Source organism: Atribacter laminatus, from assembly GCF_015775515.1.
In the GTDB taxonomy this organism is placed as follows: domain Bacteria; phylum Atribacterota; class Atribacteria; order Atribacterales; family Atribacteraceae; genus Atribacter; species Atribacter laminatus.
Genome location: NZ_CP065383.1, coordinates 2,265,123 through 2,285,947 on the forward strand (window position 1 = coordinate 2,265,123; position 20,825 = coordinate 2,285,947).

A 20,825-nucleotide genomic window follows, 5' to 3' on the forward strand; every position below is an offset into this window, starting at 1 on the left:
TGAGGAGTCCGGTGTTTTTGCCGGACGACGTAAGAATCTCATCATTTAAAGTATTTATGAAGAAAAAAATTAAAAGATGAGATCCTCACGCCCTCAAAAAGCGAGGGCTCAGGATGACCGATTAAAGGCACACCCCCCTTTATCCCCCCTCAATGGGGGAATTTATAAGATGGTATTTTCAGGATAGAATAATAAATAAAGAAATACAGAGGGAAAGTGTTATGACATTAAAGGAAGCAATTGTATGTTTAAAAAAAAGAAAAGGCACTTTTACAAGAATTTTCAATTAATGTATTGTATGTTTTTGTATCAATTATAAGGGAGGAAGATTAGCTAAGAAACTATATGTGCCTCGTAGAGAGTGAAATATACTTATTTTTAAGAGTTTTTTTGGAGATAATCTTTAACCTTTATAATAAATTCTTGAGCATGATTTAATATTTCACTCGTCTCTTCTAATGAAATTGAATGTATCGGGTTGTAATCTGCATCCATTCTTTTTGAAAAAGCATAATGAAGCCAACGTGATAGGTATACCGAAAATAATCCTCTTTTAACAAATATTTTATCGAAAAGTGAAATAGCTCCTGAATGTTTGGATGTTTCTTTTGATTCAATAGTAAGAAGTGCTAAAACCATATAAAACATAGCATAATAAGATCGGTTAACCGAAGCCCTAAAGCTACCATTTTCAAAAAGAATTTCAGCAGCTCTCATTGATTCCTCAGCTTGTTCAATTCGGTAATGAATCAACTCTTTCAGGTTGTTATTCATTACGCTGCAAAACCTTCCCGGCGTATGGTTTTTACTATCGAACTTTCGGAAAGAGGTCCAGACTCAAATTGTTCTTGTGAAAAAATGAGAGGAGAAATAATTACATCTCTTTGAAAACCAACTTCCCAGGCAATATCAATAATCTGTTTACTAGAATCCGTGGTTAAATCTTTAATAATGACGCATACATCCAGGTCTGATTCCCAAGAAGCATTCCCTTTTACCCTGGAACCAAAAGCCCAGATACGGGCATCTGGAAATGCCCGACGGATTTGATGGGCAAAAAGGTTAAGAGTAATTACATCAGCATTAGATAACACTTTAAAACTCCTTATTTTTTAATTTGAGTTAATTATAGTATAAGTTTCTTAAATAGAAAAAGAGGAAGGTATAAACCCTTTTTTTATTATTTATAAATTCTTTAAAATGATGAGACCCCCAATGCCATCAAAAAATAAGGAGACGATTGGAAGAAGGTTAGGGTATGAGGGTGTAAACCAAGACTCAAATCCAGGTTGAGTATCTTTCAATAAAGCCCGAGAGAAATATACTAGCCTTCCCCTCAGGCTTTAAGATTGTTTCTACGCTTACGATGCCTCCATGTTGACTTTAGCAAAAGTCTCCAGATGTTTTCGATCTAAATTTTTGTATTCAATACCCAAAAAGATTGCAGTTAAAACGAATGACAAACCATCAGAAACCGGCGCTGCGATAAAAATACCGTCTAAACCAAAAAAACGGGGAAGAATAACCACCAAGGGAAGCAATATGAGCAATTGACGAATAAGGCTCAAAAACATTGCTTCTTTAGCTTTCCCCACTGCAAAGAAATATCCGGTTCCTACCACCTGGAAGCCAACCACTGGCAACATGAGTTGAATTATTCTCATTGCCCTGGTTCCCATTGATATAAGGTCTTGGTCAGTTTTATTAAAAAGCATGATGAACTGCTGGGGGAAAGCCATCAAGAAAATGAAACCCAGGATCACCACACCGGTTGCCGATAAACTGGCTGTCTTCACCGTCTCCTTTACTCGGTCAAATTGTTGAGCTCCATAGTTATAACCAATAATTGGTTGAGCACCCTGGTTAATTCCAAAAATCGGCATAAGGATCAACATATTGACACTGTTGATAATTCCCATTACCGAAATAGCAGTATCTCCACCATATTGGTTTAAAAAATTATTTAGAATAACATAGAGCAGAGTTGCTCCCATTTGTAACACAAAAGGTGCCGTTCCAATTGATAGTATTTTCGAAATAATTGGTTTAAAAAGCTTGAGGTTTTTCGCATGGAAACGTAGAGTGCTTTTTCCACTGAGAAAATACCTGAGTACCCAAACTGCTGAAACCATTTGCGATAAAATGGTAGCAATTGCTGCTCCCTTGATTCCCCAACCAAACCAAAAAATAAAAATTGGATCAAGGATAGAGTTTATCAATGCACCAATCAGCATGGTGGCCATGGCGGTTCGAGGATTTCCTTCAGCCCGAATGATGTTATTCATTCCAAAGCCAACTCCCATGAATATTCCACCAATAAGAATTATTCTTAAATAATCTATGGCATAGGGGAGGACGGTTTCGCTCCCTCCGGAAATAATTAAGATTGGCTTGATAAATAACAAACCAATTACTGATAATCCAATCGAAATTATAACTATCAATGTGAAAGCATTACCTAAAGTTCGCTCAGCTTCTTCTTTTTTTCTTTCACCTAATTTAATCGAGACCAATGCAGTAGATCCCATGCCGACTAACATCCCGAAGGACATCATGAGCATCATATAAGGGAAACTTATTGCAATTCCAGCAATACCAAGTGAACCAACACCTTGACCAACGTAAATCCGGTCAACAATGTTATACAGGGCATTGACTAACATACCTACAATGGCTGGAATAGAAAATCGCCATAACAAAGTTGATATTTTTGTGTCTCGAAGCTGTGCTGAATGGTCCATTATTAAAACTTCCTTTCAAAAAATAAATAGCGAATAAAATTCTCCCGATTTTTGATAGATTAAGGGAGATTGTTAATCATCGCTCAATACTATAAAGAGAATATTGAAACCCCTATCCTATCAGAATATAATTATATTTACAAGAGGTATATTTTGGGTAATTCGGTGTTTTGCTATCGGTTATGAAATAGAAAATGGAATGAATGAAGGCACTAAAAAACCTATCAATTAAATTCCAGCTCGGATAAATTTACAGAATCTTTACTCTATTTTTTATCTTTTCAATATCATTTATACCCGGCTGGCACTGGTAGTTTTGACAGAAGTAAAGAGTTGGTTTGCCATCAATAGGATAATAAAAGTTCAGGTGGGGTAGGTTTTTTTCTTGCACTGATGATGGAGCATATAAAAGCAGAAGTTGAGGGTGGTACTCATGGTTCAGTATTTCAATAATTTCCTGGGTTGCTTTGGATTGAAGATCACCGGCAATAATAACTTCAGCACCGTGTCCAAATTCATAAAGGAGTCCCATACCAAAAAAAAGATGAGCAGTAGGATAGGTTTTTAAGTTATTAAAGAAAGCTTTAGCCATTTCTTTAGATTTTTGTTGGTAAAAAAAATCCGAAAAGAATCGATTAAGCAGTATTAAATCCAGAAAGGCAACTGAATTGCCTGATGGAGTTACTCCATCGTAAAATTCTTTTTTTCTAAAGGGGAGAGAGTCAGTAAAATCAGCACTCAAATAAAAACCATGGTAATCTTTATCCCAAAAATGTTCCAAGGTGTAACGCATGAGTTGGTCGGCTTCAATGAGATACGAACTTTTGAAGGTTGCTTGATACAGCTCAATTAATCCCCAAATAAAAAATGCATAATCATCAAGGATAGCGGGAACATCGGCTTGGTTTGCCTGATATCGATGCCATAAACCTCCTTCGGGAGTTTTCATATGATTGAGGATAAAATCAGCTGCAGCAGATGCAGTCTTTTGAGCACCAGGAATTGATATAATTCGTGAAGCCCGAGCTAAGGCTGCAATCATCAAGCCATTCCAACCAACAAGAATGGTGGTATCAAGAAAAGGGTGGTTTCTCTGATTGCGAGCTTCGATGAGCTTCTTGAGTGCATTTGTGATTGTTTTAAGAACAATATCCTTATCCCATTCTTTTTCCTCAATGAGAGTTTGGAGCGGTTTATCCAAAAATAGTAAATTTTTCTGATTTTTCTTTCCATTTGAAGCGTCAAAGTAATTACCTTCTGGCCGAATCGAGTATGCTTCATTAAAATAAGCGATTTCGTCATCGCTCAGAATTTTTTGAATTTCTTTTTGGGTCCATAGGTAGTAACTTCCTTCTTCGCCATCACTATCAGCATCAATTGCTGTATAAAAGCCGCCTTCTGGGTGGGTCATATCATTCAAGATAAACCCATACATATCCTCAACGGTATTTTTAAAAAGAGGCTCTTGGGTAGCATGGTAAGCTTCTGCATAGGCTAAGATCAGCAGAGCTTGATCGTAGATCATTTTTTCAAAATGGGGAACACGCCAAGCTAAATCAGTTGCATAGCGGTGGAAACCACTCCCAAGATGGTCGTAGACACCGCCCATTCTTATTTTTTTTAAGGTTTTTGTAACCATATTCAAGGCTGTTGGTTCATGAAATATTTTCCAATAACGAAGAAGAAAAAGATGATTGATAGGAAAAGGAAATTTTGGTGCTGGTCCAAAACCGCCATGCAAAGAATCAAAAGTATTTCGCAATTCGTTAAATAATTCAGGTATTATCTCTTTATCAGGTTCAGGTGAAGGAGTTGGTTTATGGATCGACTCCATAAAAGTAGTTAATTCTTCTGAAGCTTTTAAAACGTCTTGGCGTTGAGAAGACCAAACCTCCTTAATTTTTGAGAGAAATTCCAATAAGCCGATTTTACCAAAACCACTGGTTAAAGGAATATAGGTATCGGCAAAAAAAGGCTTTTTCTCTGGGGTCATAACTATTGTTAAAGGCCAACCTCCACCTCCAGTTAAAAACTGACAGGCATCCATATAAATCGAATCGATATCTGGGCGTTCTTCTCGGTCTACTTTAATCGAAACAAAATTCTGATTGAGTAAGCGAGCTACTTCCTCATTTAAAAAAGATTCCTTTTCCATAACATGGCACCAATGGCAGGTTGAGTATCCAATCGATAGAAAGATGGGTTTGTCCTCTTCTCTGGCTTTTTGAAAGGCTTCCTCGCTCCAAGGGAACCAATCAACTGGATTATAGGCATGTTGAAGAAGATAAGGACTTATTTCGTGGATGAGGCGATTCGGAACTTTGGTCATGGATAGGCTCCTTTTTAAATCGTTGTAATAGATAATACCATGGTTGGGTTGATTTTATTTCCAGCGGTGTTTTATAAAGGGGTTTTTACTAATTTCACTACAAGGAATCAAATTGGCTTTAGGATTGATGAAATGGGAATCACATTTTTTAAAACGGTAATTATTCGATTTAAAATATTTTAAAAGATGAGATCCTCACGGCTTCGGAATACGAAGCCTCAGGATGACGGATGTGGCGTTGATGAGATCCTCACGGCTTCGGAATACGAAGCCTCAGGATGACGGATGTGGCGTTGATGAGATCCTCACGGCTTCAAAAAGCGAAGCCTCAGGATGACGGCAGAGGGGTCAGATGAGAATCTCACAGCTTTTAAATAAGCTTCAGGATGACGGATGTGGCGTTGATGAGATCCTCGCCCAAGGGAAAGCCCCAATTTGGATAACGCATCAATATATAATTCCTTCTCCCTTGATGAGCGAAGGTGAGGATGAGAGTGAAAGTTCAGATTGAGATTCAGATTGGGTGCTTTAAAATTATGCCTTGAAACGATTCATAGATTTCCACCTCACCTGAATCCTTTGCCACCAGTAGATAAAAAAACGGAATGGGGCAAGCTGAAAAAGATATTTTTGGTCAATCAAAGTTTCTTATACGCCTTAAAGCCCTCAGCTACATCTTCGTAATCAACAATAAAATCAAGAATAGCTGATTGGCCTGATTCGTTGGCTTTTAATGCTCTTTTCAGGGCATCGTGGATATCTTCTGGCTTTTCAATTCTTTCGCCATAACACCGGTAAGAATGAGCCATTTGTACAAAATCCGGCTGGACAGTAAAATCAGTGGCAATATAACGCTCACCCAAATCTTTTTGTCCCAGTTTGGTCCAACCTAAACTAAAGCTATTTAAGATCACCCAGGTTATTGGAGCATGGTGTTGGACAGCAGTTGGCACATCCTGGTTATACATTTGGAAAGCTCCATCTCCAGTGACACAAACCACCTTTTTCTTTGGATTGGCAAGTTTCACTCCTACGGCTCCAGAAACTCCTGAGCCCATACAGGTTTGCTCCCCGGGAGCGACATTGCCGTTTCGATCAAGAACGCGATAGTAAGGGCTATAATAGGTCCAGAGGTCTTGACTGCCGTTCTCATGAACCATGATGGTATTTCTCCCAAATACCTGATTGATTTCATAAACAACTCTTTTGCTTTTAATTGGAACTTGATTACTCTTTTGGCATTCCTCGAAAACCTGGGCTTCATAATTCTGCTTCATTTTTGAGTAATTTTTTTTTCTTCTTTCCCACTCTGGTGAATCCAAAATTTTAATATTTTCTAAAATTGAAGCCAAAACAGTCTTGGCATCTCCTAAAATTGGGACATCAGGAATCCAGTTACGACTTATTTCAAAGGACTCAATATCAATTTGAATAAATTTTGCATTTTTAGGGAAGAGTTTCCAAATACCGGTTTGGAATTCTTCATTCCGAGAACCAACCGTGATCAAAAGATCAGCTTTAGGAAATACTTGTAAACCTAATTGATTCCGGTACAAACCGACTTGTCCAAAATAGAGCGGATGGTCTTCTTCAATAATGCCTCGACCTGAAGGTGTTGTCATGACTGGCATTCCCAGCCGTTCAACAAGTGATTTTAGTTCGTCATGAGCACCCGAGCTTCGAGCACCTCCGCCGGCAACGATAAAGGGGTTTTCACTGTGCTTGAGGAGATTGACTGCTTGGTTAATTTGTTTGGGGTCTCCAGCGGTTCGAAGAGAACGGATAGCAGGGATATAGTCAGGAATATCAGCTTGGCTTCGCCCAACTTCCACTGGAATTTCGATAAAAATTGGACCAGGCTGTCCGTTGGTGGCAAGGGAGAACGCTCGATGAAGAACCCAGGGGATTTTTTCTAGGTAAGGGACTCGAGCAGCCCACTTAGTCACTGGAGTCATGATTCCAATCTGATCGGTTTCTTGAAAAGCACCTTTTCCTTCTAAACGGCCATCCGTTCCAGGGCAAAAGGCAACAACCGGAGCACATGTTGCTAAAGATTCCAGAAGAGCAGGAGTGAGGTTGGCACATCCCGGACCAGGACTAGCAAAGCACACTGACGGTTTACCGGTAGAAAGAGCGTGAGCCATAGCCATAAATCCTCCGGCTGCTTCGTGTCGAGCTTGAATTGCTTTTATGGATGGCTCGTCATAAAGGACGTCGTAAAGATCTTTCGGACTACCGGGGAGTCCGTATACGAATTGAATATCCTCAGCCTTTAAGGCTTTAACTACTGCTTGCCATCCGGTCATGATTGGCATAATTTATACCTCCTTTATTCATCATCACATTAATGTTAAAAAATTATTATTGCCATTCATCATTAAATTCTTTGAATACCATATCATTGTCAATGGTTTATTTTCAACTCAAGAGATCTCTTTGTTCCGGTGTAGGCGGGGGACAAGATACTATTTATTCTGTCATGAAAACACCATCAAATGTATTCCTTTCATCGGTCATTCTGCACACCCGTTTTTTTAGGAAGTGTGGATCTCATCTAACACAAAACGTGTCATCCTGAGCCCTCGCTTTTTGAGGGCGTGAGGATCTCATCTTTTTAATTATTTCAAAAAATTTCCTAAATGAGATTGCCACGTCGCTGCGCTCCTAGCAATGACTGAGCAGTAAAAATTCAAATCCCCCTAACCCCCTTTGCTAAAGGGGAAAAGATTCCTGGGTACCTATTTTTTATCCTCATCTGGTTTTGCTTTGTAATGCAGATGTCTCTCTTATTTATAAAAGAAGGTGTCCTAAAATAAGATAATTTGTATGCGTAAATTAATTATTTTAAGAAAATTACCGAAATATATGGTATGAAAAATAAATCGCAAACTGTGAATGATCTAAATTTTTTTAATAATATGTCATAATTAAGTACTTCTGGAGGGGGAAAAATGAAAAGGAATTTATACATATTAATCATAATCTTTTTCTTCATTATAACCTTTACCGCCGGTGCTCAGATAAAAGATCCGAATACCTATGTTCTTTTAACCATTGGGGAACCTGACAGCATGGATCCTGGATATGCTTACGATTCACATAGCGGTGAAACATTAACCTTCGTTTACAATAATCTGATTGCCTATGATGGAGAGAATATTTTTAAATTCATACCCATTCTTGCCAATGCTGTTCCTTCTAAAGAAAATGGATTGATAACCAACGGTGGGAAAACCTATATTTTCCCGATCCGGAAAGGCGTTTTCTTCCATAATGGAAATGGATTAAGCCCGGATGATGTGGAATATACTTTTGAAAGGAACATTCTTTATGATTCTGTCGGAGGTCCTTATTGGATGATTATAGGAGCTTTATTCGATTGCCAAACCTTGAATGAAATGGTTGCGAGCAAAATTGGGTTACCGTTAACTGATTTAGTCAATGAAGATGGGTCTTTGAAAAACCAAGAATATGCCGATCGTTTAATTAAATTCTATCATGAAGATATTGATCCTGCTATTGAGGTCAAAGACGATAAGGTCATCTTTCATCTGGCGAAACCATTCGCTCCTTTTTTAAGTTTGTTGTCGAAGTATGCATATTGGAGCAGCATCATGGATAAACAAACCTGTATCGAATGGGGATGCTGGGATGGAAAGGCTGATGGGTGGTGGAAGTATTACAACCAGAAAAAAGAATCTTCACCTTTATTTAATAAAACCAATGGGACCGGACCGTTTATTTTAACTGAATGGGACCGGACCCAACAGAAAGTAGTATTGAAAAAAAATCAGCAGTACTGGGGTGAAAAAGCAAAGCTTGAACAAGTTATTATTTGGGGTGTAGACGAATGGAATACCCGCCGGGCAATGTTCGAAGCCGGAGATGCCGATCAGGTTTATGTTCCCACCCAGTATATCCAGCAATTAGAGAATTTAAAAGAAAGTCAGGTTTATCAGGAGGAGCGGATTACCATAACAAATTTACAATTCAATTGGACCATCAACAAAACCAGTCCTTTTTTAGGAAGCGCCCAATTGGATGGGAATGGAATACCTCCCGACTTTTTCACTGATGAAAATTGTCGACGGGCTTTCTGCTATGCTTTTGATTATGAGGCCATGATTAATGACGTTCTGCAAGGTTATGGGAAAAGAATTGCATCAGTCCTTCCTTCTGATTTATTGGGATACAATGACCAGCTTCCTCGATATGAATATGATTTGATAAAAGCTAAAGAAGAATTTCAAAAAGCCTGGGATGGTAAGGTTTGGGATAAGGGTTTTCAAGTAACCCTGGCTTATGATACCGGGAATGAAGTATTCCAGACTGCCTGCGAAGTATTAAAGGAAAACATCGAATCTTTAAATCCACAGTTTAAAATCGGTATCCAGGGAATACAATGGCCCAGTTTTCTGGATTCTTTTAAATTAGGTCAGTTACCAGCAATCGTAATCAGCTGGATTGCCGATTACCCCGACCCCCACAACTTAATTTTTAGCCATTATCATAGTAATGGAGCAATTGGAGGAGCTCAAGGTGAAGGTTTTGCTGAATTTGCAAAGAATAACTTGAATCAGCAGATTGATGCCGCCCTTAGCGAAACCAATCCAGAGGTCCGAAAAAAATTATATGAAAATATTCAAATCGATGCTTACGAACATGCTCTGGGCATACCCTTATTTCAACCCGTTGAAATCCATTTGATGAAAAATTGGGTCAAAGATTGGGTGTTTAACCCAATTCAATGTGGTGAAGCTAATTATGATACCATCTATAAAAAAGAGTAAGGTGCTATTTATTTCTTCATTGGTTTATGGCTCTTTAAAAATATGAATGTTGGTGGATATCATCTTTTTGATTAAGTTTTAATCCCAAGGGTGTATTCGTTTTCCCGTTTGCTGGGACTGTTTTAAAATTTGAAGTGCTTCTTTACCGGTGAGAGTTTGATCGGGTATAAAAGTTTCATCCCTAATAATTCCGTCAAAAAGTCCAGCTTGGTAAGTTATCTTGATGGCAGTGTGGTAAGGACGATCTAAGTGACTTATATCAGAGGGAAGAGTTCGGTCTTTTTTAAGATGTTCAAAGTCAAGTAAACAATACAACCAAAATGCAGCTTCTTTTCTGGTGATGGGTTTATCAGGATAAAAATAATAATTTTCTTCCTTCAATTCCGGATCGATGATTCCCAAATGGATAAGAGTTTCTACATATCTACTGGCTGGATCGGTCCACTGAAGATCGATGCAATTCCCATAGGAATAGTGTTTTTTATCCTGAAAGTCTTTTATTGTAGGGACGTAGAGTTGAATACCGTTTATTTGAACCATCAAGGTGGCGAAATCTTTCCTGGATATCTGGGGAAGATTAGTAAATTTATCAGAATTGATGGTTTTATTTGGATGGAATATTCTAAACAATTCTTCCAGACCCCAAAGGAGTCGTGGAGTGGGGCGACTGACAATTGATTCATTAACCACGAATACCTGTCGGTTTTGAACGGCCTGAATATTATTAAAGCCAGGGCGTTCATAAATAGAAGGAACTGATGCTCGATTCATCCGACCGGTTTGGGCGATATAGATATCGATGTCTTCAGCCTTAGAAAGCAGCCGTTCAATACCATAATCGGCAATGCGAGATCCCAATCGGGTGGCAAGGGCATCCGTAGCTACATTTAAACCGCCTGCCATTTCAATGAGCTCATCAACAATACTTCCCGGAACAATAGTGGAGTATTTATCTCCGATTGCTTCAAAGAAGACCCGAGGACGGTCATTTGGCTCAAAGGAAAATATTTTTGCTTCATCCCGGAGGTGTTGGATAAGTTGCTTCGCTGATTTAACACGTCCAGTTATCATGCCAAGCTTTAAAAAATAAGGTTCGAGGTCATTCCAGTTTTCTGGATTGAAGTTTATAACCGGGATACCGGCTTTTTTTAAGGTCTCAACAAATCGGGGATAGCGTTCAAGAATAAAATCCCGGATCAGAACGACATCAGGGTTTAAAGCAATAATTTTCTCTGGATCGGCTCGATAATCACAAACGGTTTTATTAATCACCGAAGGCGGATAATCTTCGCTTCCTGATATTCCAATGATTTGTTCCTCTGCTCCGAGATAATAAAGGTTCTCAGTATGAGCAGGATAGAGGGATATAATTCGTTGAGCAGGGTGGTTTAAATGGGTTTCCAACCCAGAGTCATCGATTATGTTTATTTGAGCCATTCCCAGCCCCGAAATAATTAAAAGCATACAAAGGAAATGAATAATTATTAGTAATTTTTTCATGAGTTGACTACTCCTTTTTTAAAAGTTTGGATAAATCTTCATTCTGATTGACAGCGCCAAATGAGGGTGATGATTCGTTAATCGCTGTCGCACTGATTGGATAATAACAATTCTTTTCATCATCGCTGAATTGTGAAAAATGAATATTTACCTTAAAGACTCTTTTTAGTATCTCTGATTGAAAGGCTTTTTCTTTTTCGGTATAGAGTGATATTCCCTGGGGTTCAAAGAAAAGAACTCTATCAGCCAATAAGGGAGCCATAAAAAGATCGTGAACCGAAGTAACCACCAGAGATCCTTTCCGAACCAAGTCTTTGAGTAATTGAATAAAAAATAATGAATAATGAATATCTAAGTTCGAAAAAGGTTCGTCGAGAAGCAGAATTGGTGTTTGCTGACAAAGTGAACGGGCCAGAGCAACCCGTTGTTTTTCTCCACCACTAATTTCAGTCATTTTTTTGTAGGCTAATTCACTTAAACCAGTTTTTTCTAATATGGATAGAGTGATATGATGGTCTTTCTGAGAATAATCGGAAAAGTTTGATTTATAGGGATAACGCCCCATAAGAACCGTTTCATAAACGGTAAAGGGAAAATGTACGGCATAATTTTGTGGTACGAAGGAAACGAGTTGGGCAATTTTTGATCGTTTATAAGAATGAAGATCAATGCTGTTGAGCCGAATTGAACCTGAGACCGGTTTAAGGAAGCCATTTAAAATTCGAAGCAAGGTGGTTTTTCCGCTTCCATTTGTTCCTAAAAGGACATAAGAGCAGCCTCTTTCTAAGTTTAGAAAAAGTTTTTTAATAATTGGCTTATGGGGTAAATAGTGAAAACTGAGGTTTTCTAAGATAAAACTCATTGATATTTTTGTCCTTCCGATTTTACCAGGAGAACGCAAAAAAATGGACCTCCCAATAGAGTTGTAATCACTCCAACCGGTATCTCGAGTTGAAAAAAAGCTCGGACAATATTATCGGCAACTAAGAGCAAAAGGGCTCCTCCGATGATGGAAATTGGAAGGAGTAATCGATGATCGGGTCCTATTACAATTCGGAATAAATGAGGAACGATAAGGCCGACAAACCCGATCACTCCTCCAATTGATACCGCAGCAGCAATGGCAAAAGAAGAAATAATCAAAGTAAATAACCGAATAAAAACTGGGTTTAAACCTAACTGAAGAGCTTGGTCGTCACCAAGACAGAGGATATTCAGAGAATCGCTGACCAAAACCAGCATGATGAAAAGGATAACGCTAAAAGGCAATAGGAGGGTGATATTTTGCCAGGTTAATCCTACCAAACTTCCCATGATCCAAAAAAGGACGCTGCTCACCTCTTCCTTAAAAAGATACTTTAAAAAGCTAATACCAGCTGAAAATATTGAGCTGACAATGACCCCTGATAAGATAAGCCGAGTTGGGTACAGGGTTTTTCTAGTCCCACCCAAAAGAATAACAATCACTAACGAAATCAATCCCCAAAAAAATGCTAAAAATACCGGATTTTGAAATCCTAAATAAAGAGCCAGAGCGCCGCCGAAAGCCGCACCAGAAGAAATCCCCAGGGTAAAGGGACTGGCTAAAGGGTTGAGCAGGACCGCTTGAAATAACGTTCCACATCCAGCGAGAATGCCACCAATCAACATACTTCCCAAAATGCGGGGAAGACGAATATTAAAAACCACATCATGCCATAGTTGATTTTCACTGGTGTGACTAAACATAATAGTAAGAACATCGAGAAAAGGAATATGAATAAATCCAGAACCACAAAAGAAGAAAAACATTATAACTAACCCACTTAAAAGAATGAAGGTTAGGATACCCGCTCTTTTTTTTCTTTCAAAGAAAACCCGAGACCGGTCAGCTATCCCTGACCGGTCTCGGATGAATCCACAATGAGTCATCATTTCTTAGGAAAGAGGTCTTTGATATGATCAATCCAGATTTGGACCATTTGATCGTTTTCTCCTAAACCATCTAGGGTGGTTTGAACCTCATAGCCAGCTTTTTTAAGTACCGTCTTCCAGGAATCGGCTTCATCTCCAGCAATATCATTGCGAGCATGGTCTCCGGCGACCAACATAAAGGTTTTTAGGGTGACTCGTTGAGCATTCATGGACTGTAACTGGACAAGAACATCTTCGATGGTTGGATACCCTTCAATGGTTCCAACCAGTACCTTGGGTCCATAGTGTTTTTGAAGTATATTTTGGAGCTGAGAATAACAGCTGTTGGCGGGATGCTCGGTTCCATGACCGACTAAAACCAATACCTCTCCAGCATTGGAAGCGTATTGCTTCATATCGTTTTCTAAAGCAACCACGATCTTTTCATAATCAACTTCGCTGGTCAGCAAGGGATCACCGATTTCGATTCGAGAAAAAATAGGCTGAAAGTGAGGATCGTTCATGGTTCCAAAAGCCTTGGTGATGGAAAGAATCTCGTGGAATTCACTCCCCGACATGATTTGCAGAGGTTGAACGACTACTGAAGCAAAACCTTCATCGGCTAATTTTGCCAAAGCTGAAATGGGACTGTCGATAATCACGCCATCTCGTTCTTTGAGAATGTTTCGGATAATTCGTGAACCATAACTCAACACGATAGTATATTCGGGAAATGCTTGTTGAGCTGCTTTTACCACGTTTTCAATGGAAACAGCAGCTTCATGGTAAGACGTTCCAAAAGCAGCGATGAGTATTGCTGATTTTTCTTGCTGCTCAGCAGCATAAACTTGAAAACTGGTTAAAATCAATACCACCATTAAAAAAAGAAAAATTGTGTTTTTACAACTCATTGCTAAGACCTCCCTTATGAATTAAATAATATTGGTTCTTTCTTCACCCGGGGGATCAAGCAAAAAAATAAATCGCCTTTTGTCTCTCGCAAAAGCCGAAATTTCCCTGATTCCTCGGGTTGGTATCCTGACTTGAAGGCGCATCCTACTCGGTTCTCCTTCCCAGCTTAATTCGCCAGTGGTTTTTTGAACCTTTCGTTCCTTCTCACAGTGGCGGGACCGCACCGGATTTTCACCGGTTTCCCAATTTCCCGTGGAAGATTGCTATTCGATTGTCTACTGGTATGAATCTTAATTTAAATAGTTCAATTTTGCAAGGAAAAATGAACTATTATTGAAAAATTTTAAAGGTTAGTTTTCTTTAAAATGATACTTGAGAAATATCCATAATGATCGAGTGCGGTTTTATGATTTAAATCCCGAATCGTCTCTTGATCGGTTCCTATTTCGCAACAGATCTTTCGAACTGAAAACTCTCGGGTTTGGGACTCAAAATGAGCTAAGTTTGCTATTTGATTGATTTTATAGATAACCACAGTATCACTTAAACCTAAAACCGAAGATATCTTTTCATGGTTTACATCACCGGTGATAACTGATAAAGTTTGGTTGTTTCCTACTGCTGGAATCTGAAGGCGAGATAGAGCTAATTGATAGGCACTTAAACCTGGAATAATATCAATTTTAATTTCAGGATATTGTTCCTGCAAAAATTGATGGAGCTGAAAATAACTGGAATATAAAAAAGGATCTCCGATAATGAGAAATGCCGCTTGATCGTAAAGTTTTAATTTGGTCATCATCGAATCAATATTCGATTGAATGATTTCCGAAAATCGAGGATTGGAGAAATATGGAAAATACAACGGAACAATTGAGACACTTTTTGAGATGTAGGGAAGAGCAGTATGATAAGCTCGGCTGGATAAATCACTTTTCATCGAAGGGACAAATATCAATTGGCTGTTTTCGATGACCTTCTTCGCTTTCACGGTAACCAATTCGGGATCTCCAGGACCGAGACCAACCACTGACAGTTTCAAAGATTATACCCCCTATCAGTAATGAGATATTTTCCAAGGCGTTTGTTTCTTAACCCTCCAATAATCAGCAGCGTGTTCATGTCAAGATTGGAATGAACCAGCTGTTGGAGCTGGATGAATTCCTTGGTCCCATCTTTTTTAATGATGGCCACGTTGGTTTCTAATCCCCGATTTTGTTGAACGATATCAACCAGCTCTTCAATTTTTTGAGACCGATCCTTTTTAACTAAGTTATAGACTACGATTGGAAGCTCAGTTTGAGCAAGGAGTTGAAGATTGGTGATAATATTATCCCAGCCAATTAAATAATCACTCAGACTGATAACACAAAAACCATTTACCAACGGAGACCCAATCAGAGAAGCCCCCCAAATGGCTGCTGTAATTCCGGGAACGATACGCCATGGAATGTTTTCTTGGATTGCCAGTTCCACCCCCGGAGCTGTCATTCCAAACACCCCTGAATCGCCACTGCTGATTACCGCTACCCGATTCCCTTTTTTAACCAATTCAATCGCTTTTTTTACCCGCTGGATTTCTTCGCCCATCTGGGTAAAAATCGATAGAATGCGGTTTTGATAACGAAAAGGCACCATTTTTAGATAGGTCTCATACCCAATGATCAGGTCACTTTCTTCAAGGGCTTGTATGGCTTGGATAGTCATCAGGTTGGGCTGACCGGGTCCGATTCCAACAAACATTAAACTTCCCTGAGGATTCCAGGGGAGTCGTCCTAAGGCAAAGGTCATATCGGGATAGACGGTTTTTCCCACTAAAATCTCAGCACCACGAATAATCAACGACGGTTCAGATAAACCGGGAATTTTTAAATGTTTTTGGGCACAAGGAGAATAAAATTCCCCGGAAACATTCTTTAGTTGATCTGGTGAATATCCGGTAATATTAATTGAAATTTTTTGAACCAAGGGGAGAAGTGAAGGAACTTTTCGGTCAAGAGTGAGGACTTCAGCCACTGAAAGGTGGGAATATTTATTTTTTTCAATAAAATCATGGTAAGAATCTACAAATTTATCGAGGGAAAACTGCTTTCGAAATCCAGTTCCGATTACTAAAGAACGAGGTCGTACAAAAACCGCTTTTGGGGAAGAAAAAATCCGATCAGTGAGATATAAAAAGGGTTCTTGGGGAAATTGGTGGTGAGATGATTGAATTTGATATCCAGGGAAATAGGGTGGTGAAAAGGGTTCATCAAAACAAATGGGAATAATTTCGCCCTCTATCAGACGACTTTGAATGGTTTTTAAAAGATAATGAGGATCTTCAATTTGGCAATCCAATCGCTCGGCGATCTCTTCTGGACTGAGATAACCGCAGGCATCGGTTCCAGTCGTGATCACCGGTATGAGTTGAAGCTGTTCAGCAATTAAACGACAGAGGGTATTCATGGAACGGGAATGGCCTCCGTTCACCACGATACAAAACTTGGCAGCTCCATCAATGACGATGATTCCCGGATCGATCAGTTTGTTTTTGAGAAAGGGCGCAGTCAATCGAGTAGCAATTCCAAGGCTTCCTATAAAAATTAAGATGACATCAGTTTCCCATTTTTCCTGAAGGTTTTTTTGGGAATTTTTCCAACCTTCGACGAATTGAACTGGTTGCAAAAAATCAAAATCGGCAATATTTTTTGCTAAGAGAGCATAGTGTTTATGAAAAGGGAAAATGACGGTTTTCATTTATCCATTCTCCATAAAGATATGATCGATAGCGCTCCGAATGATTTAAAAAAGGTCCAATCAGGAGCGTTGCAGAGCGGTGGATTCCAGCCTCTTTTACTGCTTGAGAAATTTTTTCCAAGGTGCTCTGAATAATACGTTCATCCGGCCAAGTTACTCGATAAGCACAGATTATTGGGGTCTCTAATGGATATATTTTTGATAATTCTTCAACCACCTGATCGATAAAACCACTACTGAGGAGGATGACCATCGAGGTTCGATGAGCTGCCAGGGTTGAAAGCTGTTCGCTTTCTGGTACAGGAGTTTGTCCGCCCATTCGAGTAATGATCAGAGTTTGAGTCCCATGGGGAAGAGTGTATTCCTTTTTAATCCTGGAAGCCACTGCGCCGACCGAGGACACACCGGGTATGACTTGATAGTTGATGCCGCGGTTATCTAATTCATTGATTTGTTCCTGGATTGCTCCATATAGAGAAGGGTCTCCGGAATGAAGTCGAATAACTAGGTGATTTTGAGAGACTTCTTGGATCATATAATCGATGATTTCTTCGAGCGTATGGGTTGAGCTGTCAACTAATCTCGTCTGAGGAGAACATACTTTTAGAATGTCATGGTTTACCAAAGAACCGGCATAGATAACACAATCGGCTTTTTCTAAAAGCTTTTTCCCTTTTAGGGTTATGAGTTCAGGATCTCCTGGTCCTGCGCCGACAAAATAGACCGGGGTCATGATTTAACTGCCTTGATAAAAAAAATGGGATTGAGAGATTTCACCATCAAGTTTTTATCATTGGGATCAATCCGGGATATACTTTGCTGAAAAATCGATAAAGGCTGAAAAGGATTATTTTTTATCCGATTTATCCCCTCAGTCACATGCAAAAGAGACAGAGCAGTCATAACCAAGATTCCTCCTTTTTTTAATAATTTAGAACTATTATCGATAATCGAGGATAGAGAACCTCCACTTCCTCCAATAAAAATGCGATCGAAGAGCTTTTGGGGAATGTCGTTCGGTGCTGTACCATGGATGCATTGAACATTATCGATCCTAAAACGTTCACAGTTTTGCTGAATGAGCTGACAGGCTTCTTGATTTTTTTCCAGAGAAAATAAAATACCTTCGGATATCCGTCGAGCAATATCAATGGTAATGCCGCCTGAACCGCCACCTATTTCCAGTACAGTCATGGCTGGTGAGAGCTCCAGTAATGAACAAACCATCATTCGGGTCTCTTTTTTTGAAAAAGGGATATTGGTGCGAATATAATCCTCGTCCTCAAAAAAACCGATCCCTTTTCTCTCTCCCGGGGAAAGGTAAATGAGGACAAGATCGCTTTTGGAAAGGTGAGTACTGCAGAGTTCTTGAACAGTACCCGATTGGATGAATTCCTCAGGAAGAGACAGGTTGACACCTAACGTTCCCCTCCGGTTGGGAGAAACCAAAGCGGCAATTTTTAGAAGATCGGTTGCCGAATGAAGACCACCGGTAAAAACCATCATTTCATACCCTTGTTCCAAAGCCAGAATGAACGGTGAGAGTTTTTTATTTCCATGCAAATTGATAATTTTGAGAGTGTTCCAGTTTATTTTTAAACGACTGCAAAAATACTGAAAACTACTGATTCCGGGGATAACTTCGATATTGAGTGGAAAGTGAAAATTATTCAATAAGCTAAAGAGTGTTGCGTCACCGGATATCAAAACCGCAGTCAATTCATGTTTATTTTGAAATTCGATTAATTGATGGAACAAGCTATTCATATTGACGGTTAATTTAACTTTATTTTGATGTTCCCACAAATCGAGTAAGTCAGGTCGTCCGATTAAAACCTGGGATTGAGCAATGACCTGATGAGCCATGGGGAGTAGATATTGAGGATTTCCTGGGCCGGTGCTGATAAAAACAATCCTATTCATCAAGAACATCCTTTCCCAAGAGGCCTTGTTTTAGCGAAAAAATATATACTTCAACCGATAACTCACCTTTGATCCTTTTGTTAATTTTCCGAGTAATTTCATGGGCAAGATAATCCCAGAATTGAGCAGCCGTTGGCCAACTAATTAAGATTTGAGAAACCTGTTCAGCTGTGGTAGCTAACCAAATATCATCAAAAAATTGAGTTGGTAAACCAAATCGAACTAAATGGGCAAATAGTATTTCTCGTCGGGCATCGGCAACCTGGTTATGAGTGTTAAATATTCCACCAGCAATTTTTACCATTTTTCCAATTTGACCAATCACAACGATTCTTTTTGCTTTTTCGATTCGAGCAGTATCCAGAGCAAATCCGATATATCCAGATGTACGGATGATGTATTGAGAATCCCAGCCAAGGCTTTGAGCAAACTTCTCTCCATAATTTCCTGGAACCAGGACCAAGGTGGGAAACCCCAGAGCGATTCGTTGACGAATTTGTAAGCGAATCGTTTCCATAAAAGAACTTTGTGACATGGGGAAGACTCTTCCCGTAGTTCCTAAGATAGAAATACCGCCTTCTATACCCAGCTCGGAATTGAATGTTTGGGTTGCTATCTTCGATCCATTCGGAACATATATTTCAACCTGAAGGTCCCAGTATTTGGGAAGAAATCGCAGTAAGTTATCGGTGATTTGTTTTTTGGGAACGGGATTAATAGCCCATTCTCCTGGTTCGAGATATAAACCCGGTTTGGTTACTTTTCCAACTCCTTCTCCCCCAATAATCGAGATATTCTGTTTTCCTGGTCTTAGTAGGAGAGAAGCACCGATCAATATACCATCGGTGACATCCGGGTCATCGCCAGCATACTTTTTCACCATTGAGAAATAGTGTCCATCGGATCTTACTCCAACTTGAATAATTTCAACGTCGATATATTCTCCATTGGGAAGCTGAGTCTTGACATAAGAAGGGTCTTTTCCTAAGGCCTTAAAAAGTGCTCCAAGAGCGGCAGCCGATGCACAAGTTCCAGTAGTGATTCCCAATTTCATCCTTTAATCTCCATTCCATTTTCTCCCAGCTTTTTTTTAAGAAGGGCATTGAAGACTGAAGCAGCTATAGAGCTTCCTCCGCGAGGACCGGAAAGAACGACAGCTGGAACACCGGTTTGCAACAATTGCTGTTTGGAAAAAGCTGCCGAGATAAAACCAACCGGCATGCCGATGACAAAATCAGCCTGATATCCCCGGTTGATATGTTGAACTAATCGAAGGAGACCAGTTGGAGCATTTCCAAAAATAAATTTTCGGATGTTTTTTTCACAACTTAAATCTACAGCTGCTTCTGAGCGGGTTATATTATCCCGTTGAGCTCGGGCATAACATTCTTGTTGATGAACGAAAACAGTGAGTTTGATTCCACATTGCTGAAGGAGACGAGGGGATATTCCACTGGAAACCATTTCAGTATCACAATAAATTTCGGAACCGGATTCGATTTTATTCATTGAGGTCTCAATGAAACCTGGTTGAATAAAAATAAGTGAAGCGATCGAAAAGTCAGCGGTTGCGTGAACGGCTCGCTCGACGAGGAAACGACCATACTCGGGAAGGGAATAATGATCTAAAACGGTTTTAATCAGCTGAAGACTTTGTGATTCAATAGAATCCATTATATCGACCTCTTTCAAAGTTAAATAAGCCTGATGACCCGGGTCGATATCAAAAAACATTTCAGCTTCCGTCTCGCGCAAAAGCTGAACACTGAGATATTCCCCGGGCCGGTCTCCTGGCTTGAAGGTTTTTTCCTACTCGGTTTTCCTTCCCGGCGACATCGCCAGTGGTATAACAAACCTTTCGTTCCTTCTCACAGTGGCGGGACCACACCGGATTTTCACCGGTTTCCCGAACACCCGTTGAATGTTTCTATTCAGTTGTTTTTATCTTCATCACATGGTAGATTAAATCATTATTTTCAATTTGGCAAGGGGTTTCTC

General features: G+C 39.5%; 16 protein-coding genes and 2 riboswitches. Of the genes, 1 reads left to right on the forward strand and 15 read right to left on the reverse strand.

Annotation, left to right across the window (positions count from 1 at the left end; all coding sequences use genetic code 11):
* Nucleotides 1–378: 378 nt before the first annotated feature.
* The 5 genes from RT761_RS10175 to RT761_RS10195 all read right to left on the reverse strand — a co-directional run bounded on the left by RT761_RS10175 (nt 379) and on the right by RT761_RS10195 (nt 7,385).
* Complete coding sequence (locus tag RT761_RS10175) at nt 379–774, reverse strand: HEPN domain-containing protein (protein ID WP_218111311.1); 396 nt, start codon at nt 772–774, stop codon at nt 379–381.
* Nucleotides 774–1,094, reverse strand: a complete 321-nt coding sequence (locus RT761_RS10180) for a nucleotidyltransferase domain-containing protein (RefSeq protein ID WP_218111312.1) — start codon at nt 1,092–1,094, stop codon at nt 774–776. Before RT761_RS10180 ends, RT761_RS10175 begins: the two co-directional genes overlap by 1 nt.
* Nucleotides 1,095–1,361: 267 nt before the next feature.
* Nucleotides 1,362–2,741 (reverse strand): MATE family efflux transporter, encoded by a 1,380-nt coding sequence (locus tag RT761_RS10185; protein ID WP_218111313.1) that lies wholly within the window; start codon nt 2,739–2,741, stop codon nt 1,362–1,364.
* A 250-nt stretch (nt 2,742–2,991) separates the two neighbouring features.
* Entirely contained in the window at nt 2,992–5,070 is a 2,079-nt protein-coding gene (locus RT761_RS10190; RefSeq protein ID WP_218111314.1) for a thioredoxin domain-containing protein, read from the reverse strand.
* 638 nt (nt 5,071–5,708) lie between these two features.
* A complete protein-coding gene (locus tag RT761_RS10195; RefSeq protein WP_218111315.1) occupies nt 5,709–7,385 on the reverse strand; it encodes a thiamine pyrophosphate-binding protein in 1,677 nt (558 codons plus the stop codon).
* Nucleotides 7,386–8,021: 636 nt separating this feature from the next.
* Between RT761_RS10195 and RT761_RS10200 the strand changes: the two genes are divergently transcribed.
* The gene (locus RT761_RS10200) at nt 8,022–9,860 is read left to right on the forward strand and encodes an ABC transporter substrate-binding protein (RefSeq protein WP_218111316.1); all 1,839 of its coding nucleotides are present in this window, start codon (nt 8,022–8,024) and stop codon (nt 9,858–9,860) included.
* Between the two features lie 78 nt (nt 9,861–9,938).
* On the opposite strand, the gene RT761_RS10205 is transcribed toward RT761_RS10200, so the two are convergent.
* From RT761_RS10205 to RT761_RS10250, 10 genes are all read right to left on the reverse strand, one after another.
* Nucleotides 9,939–11,360 (reverse strand): ABC transporter substrate-binding protein, encoded by a 1,422-nt coding sequence (locus tag RT761_RS10205; RefSeq protein WP_218111317.1) that lies wholly within the window; start codon nt 11,358–11,360, stop codon nt 9,939–9,941.
* Between the two features lie 7 nt (nt 11,361–11,367).
* Entirely contained in the window at nt 11,368–12,222 is an 855-nt protein-coding gene (locus RT761_RS10210; RefSeq protein WP_218111318.1) for an ABC transporter ATP-binding protein, read from the reverse strand.
* Nucleotides 12,219–13,274, reverse strand: coding sequence for a FecCD family ABC transporter permease (locus RT761_RS10215; protein ID WP_218111319.1), 1,056 nt, complete (start codon nt 13,272–13,274; stop codon nt 12,219–12,221). Before RT761_RS10215 ends, RT761_RS10210 begins: the two co-directional genes overlap by 4 nt.
* Nucleotides 13,271–14,164 carry a sirohydrochlorin cobaltochelatase gene (locus RT761_RS10220; RefSeq protein WP_218111320.1) on the reverse strand — a complete coding sequence of 298 codons (894 nt, stop codon included), beginning with the start codon at nt 14,162–14,164 and terminating at the stop codon, nt 13,271–13,273. The genes RT761_RS10215 and RT761_RS10220 overlap by 4 nt, the downstream gene beginning before the upstream one ends.
* A 100-nt stretch (nt 14,165–14,264) precedes the next feature.
* Nucleotides 14,265–14,434: riboswitch (cobalamin riboswitch) on the reverse strand.
* Between the two features lie 74 nt (nt 14,435–14,508).
* Nucleotides 14,509–15,207 carry a precorrin-2 C(20)-methyltransferase gene (locus tag RT761_RS10225; RefSeq protein ID WP_218111321.1) on the reverse strand — a complete coding sequence of 233 codons (699 nt, stop codon included), beginning with the start codon at nt 15,205–15,207 and terminating at the stop codon, nt 14,509–14,511.
* Nucleotides 15,204–16,904, reverse strand: a complete 1,701-nt coding sequence (locus RT761_RS10230; RefSeq protein ID WP_218111322.1) for a cobalamin biosynthesis protein — start codon at nt 16,902–16,904, stop codon at nt 15,204–15,206. The genes RT761_RS10225 and RT761_RS10230 overlap by 4 nt, the downstream gene beginning before the upstream one ends.
* Nucleotides 16,876–17,637: a precorrin-4 C(11)-methyltransferase gene (cobM, locus tag RT761_RS10235; RefSeq protein ID WP_218111323.1), complete on the reverse strand. Its 762-nt coding sequence runs from the start codon at nt 17,635–17,637 to the stop codon at nt 16,876–16,878. Before cobM ends, RT761_RS10230 begins: the two co-directional genes overlap by 29 nt.
* The gene (gene cbiT, locus RT761_RS10240) at nt 17,634–18,827 is read right to left on the reverse strand and encodes a precorrin-6Y C5,15-methyltransferase (decarboxylating) subunit CbiT (RefSeq protein WP_218111324.1); all 1,194 of its coding nucleotides are present in this window, start codon (nt 18,825–18,827) and stop codon (nt 17,634–17,636) included. The genes cobM and cbiT overlap by 4 nt, the downstream gene beginning before the upstream one ends.
* Nucleotides 18,820–19,881, reverse strand: a complete 1,062-nt coding sequence (gene cbiD, locus RT761_RS10245; protein ID WP_218111325.1) for a cobalt-precorrin-5B (C(1))-methyltransferase CbiD — start codon at nt 19,879–19,881, stop codon at nt 18,820–18,822. The genes cbiT and cbiD overlap by 8 nt, the downstream gene beginning before the upstream one ends.
* On the reverse strand, nt 19,878–20,501 hold the full coding sequence (locus RT761_RS10250; protein WP_218111326.1) for a precorrin-8X methylmutase: 624 nt from the start codon (nt 20,499–20,501) through the stop codon (nt 19,878–19,880). Before RT761_RS10250 ends, cbiD begins: the two co-directional genes overlap by 4 nt.
* A gap of 89 nt (nt 20,502–20,590) precedes the next feature.
* A riboswitch (cobalamin riboswitch) is annotated at nt 20,591–20,760 on the reverse strand.
* Nucleotides 20,761–20,825: the final 65 nt, after the last annotated feature.

Coding starts and splice junctions, on each gene's coding strand:
- RT761_RS10205 (WP_218111317.1), bottom strand. CDS start 11,360: ATGAAAAAATTACTAATAATTATTCATTTCCTTTGTATGCTTTTAATT.
- RT761_RS10195 (WP_218111315.1), bottom strand. CDS start 7,385: ATGCCAATCATGACCGGATGGCAAGCAGTAGTTAAAGCCTTAAAGGCT.
- RT761_RS10220 (WP_218111320.1), bottom strand. CDS start 14,164: ATGAGTTGTAAAAACACAATTTTTCTTTTTTTAATGGTGGTATTGATT.
- RT761_RS10200 (WP_218111316.1), top strand. CDS start 8,022: ATGAAAAGGAATTTATACATATTAATCATAATCTTTTTCTTCATTATA.
- RT761_RS10210 (WP_218111318.1), bottom strand. CDS start 12,222: ATGAGTTTTATCTTAGAAAACCTCAGTTTTCACTATTTACCCCATAAG.
- RT761_RS10230 (WP_218111322.1), bottom strand. CDS start 16,904: ATGAAAACCGTCATTTTCCCTTTTCATAAACACTATGCTCTCTTAGCA.
- cobM (WP_218111323.1), bottom strand. CDS start 17,637: ATGACCCCGGTCTATTTTGTCGGCGCAGGACCAGGAGATCCTGAACTC.
- RT761_RS10190 (WP_218111314.1), bottom strand. CDS start 5,070: ATGACCAAAGTTCCGAATCGCCTCATCCACGAAATAAGTCCTTATCTT.
- RT761_RS10215 (WP_218111319.1), bottom strand. CDS start 13,274: ATGATGACTCATTGTGGATTCATCCGAGACCGGTCAGGGATAGCTGAC.
- cbiD (WP_218111325.1), bottom strand. CDS start 19,881: ATGAAATTGGGAATCACTACTGGAACTTGTGCATCGGCTGCCGCTCTT.
- RT761_RS10250 (WP_218111326.1), bottom strand. CDS start 20,501: ATGGATTCTATTGAATCACAAAGTCTTCAGCTGATTAAAACCGTTTTA.
- cbiT (WP_218111324.1), bottom strand. CDS start 18,827: ATGAATAGGATTGTTTTTATCAGCACCGGCCCAGGAAATCCTCAATAT.
- RT761_RS10185 (WP_218111313.1), bottom strand. CDS start 2,741: ATGGACCATTCAGCACAGCTTCGAGACACAAAAATATCAACTTTGTTA.
- RT761_RS10175 (WP_218111311.1), bottom strand. CDS start 774: ATGAATAACAACCTGAAAGAGTTGATTCATTACCGAATTGAACAAGCT.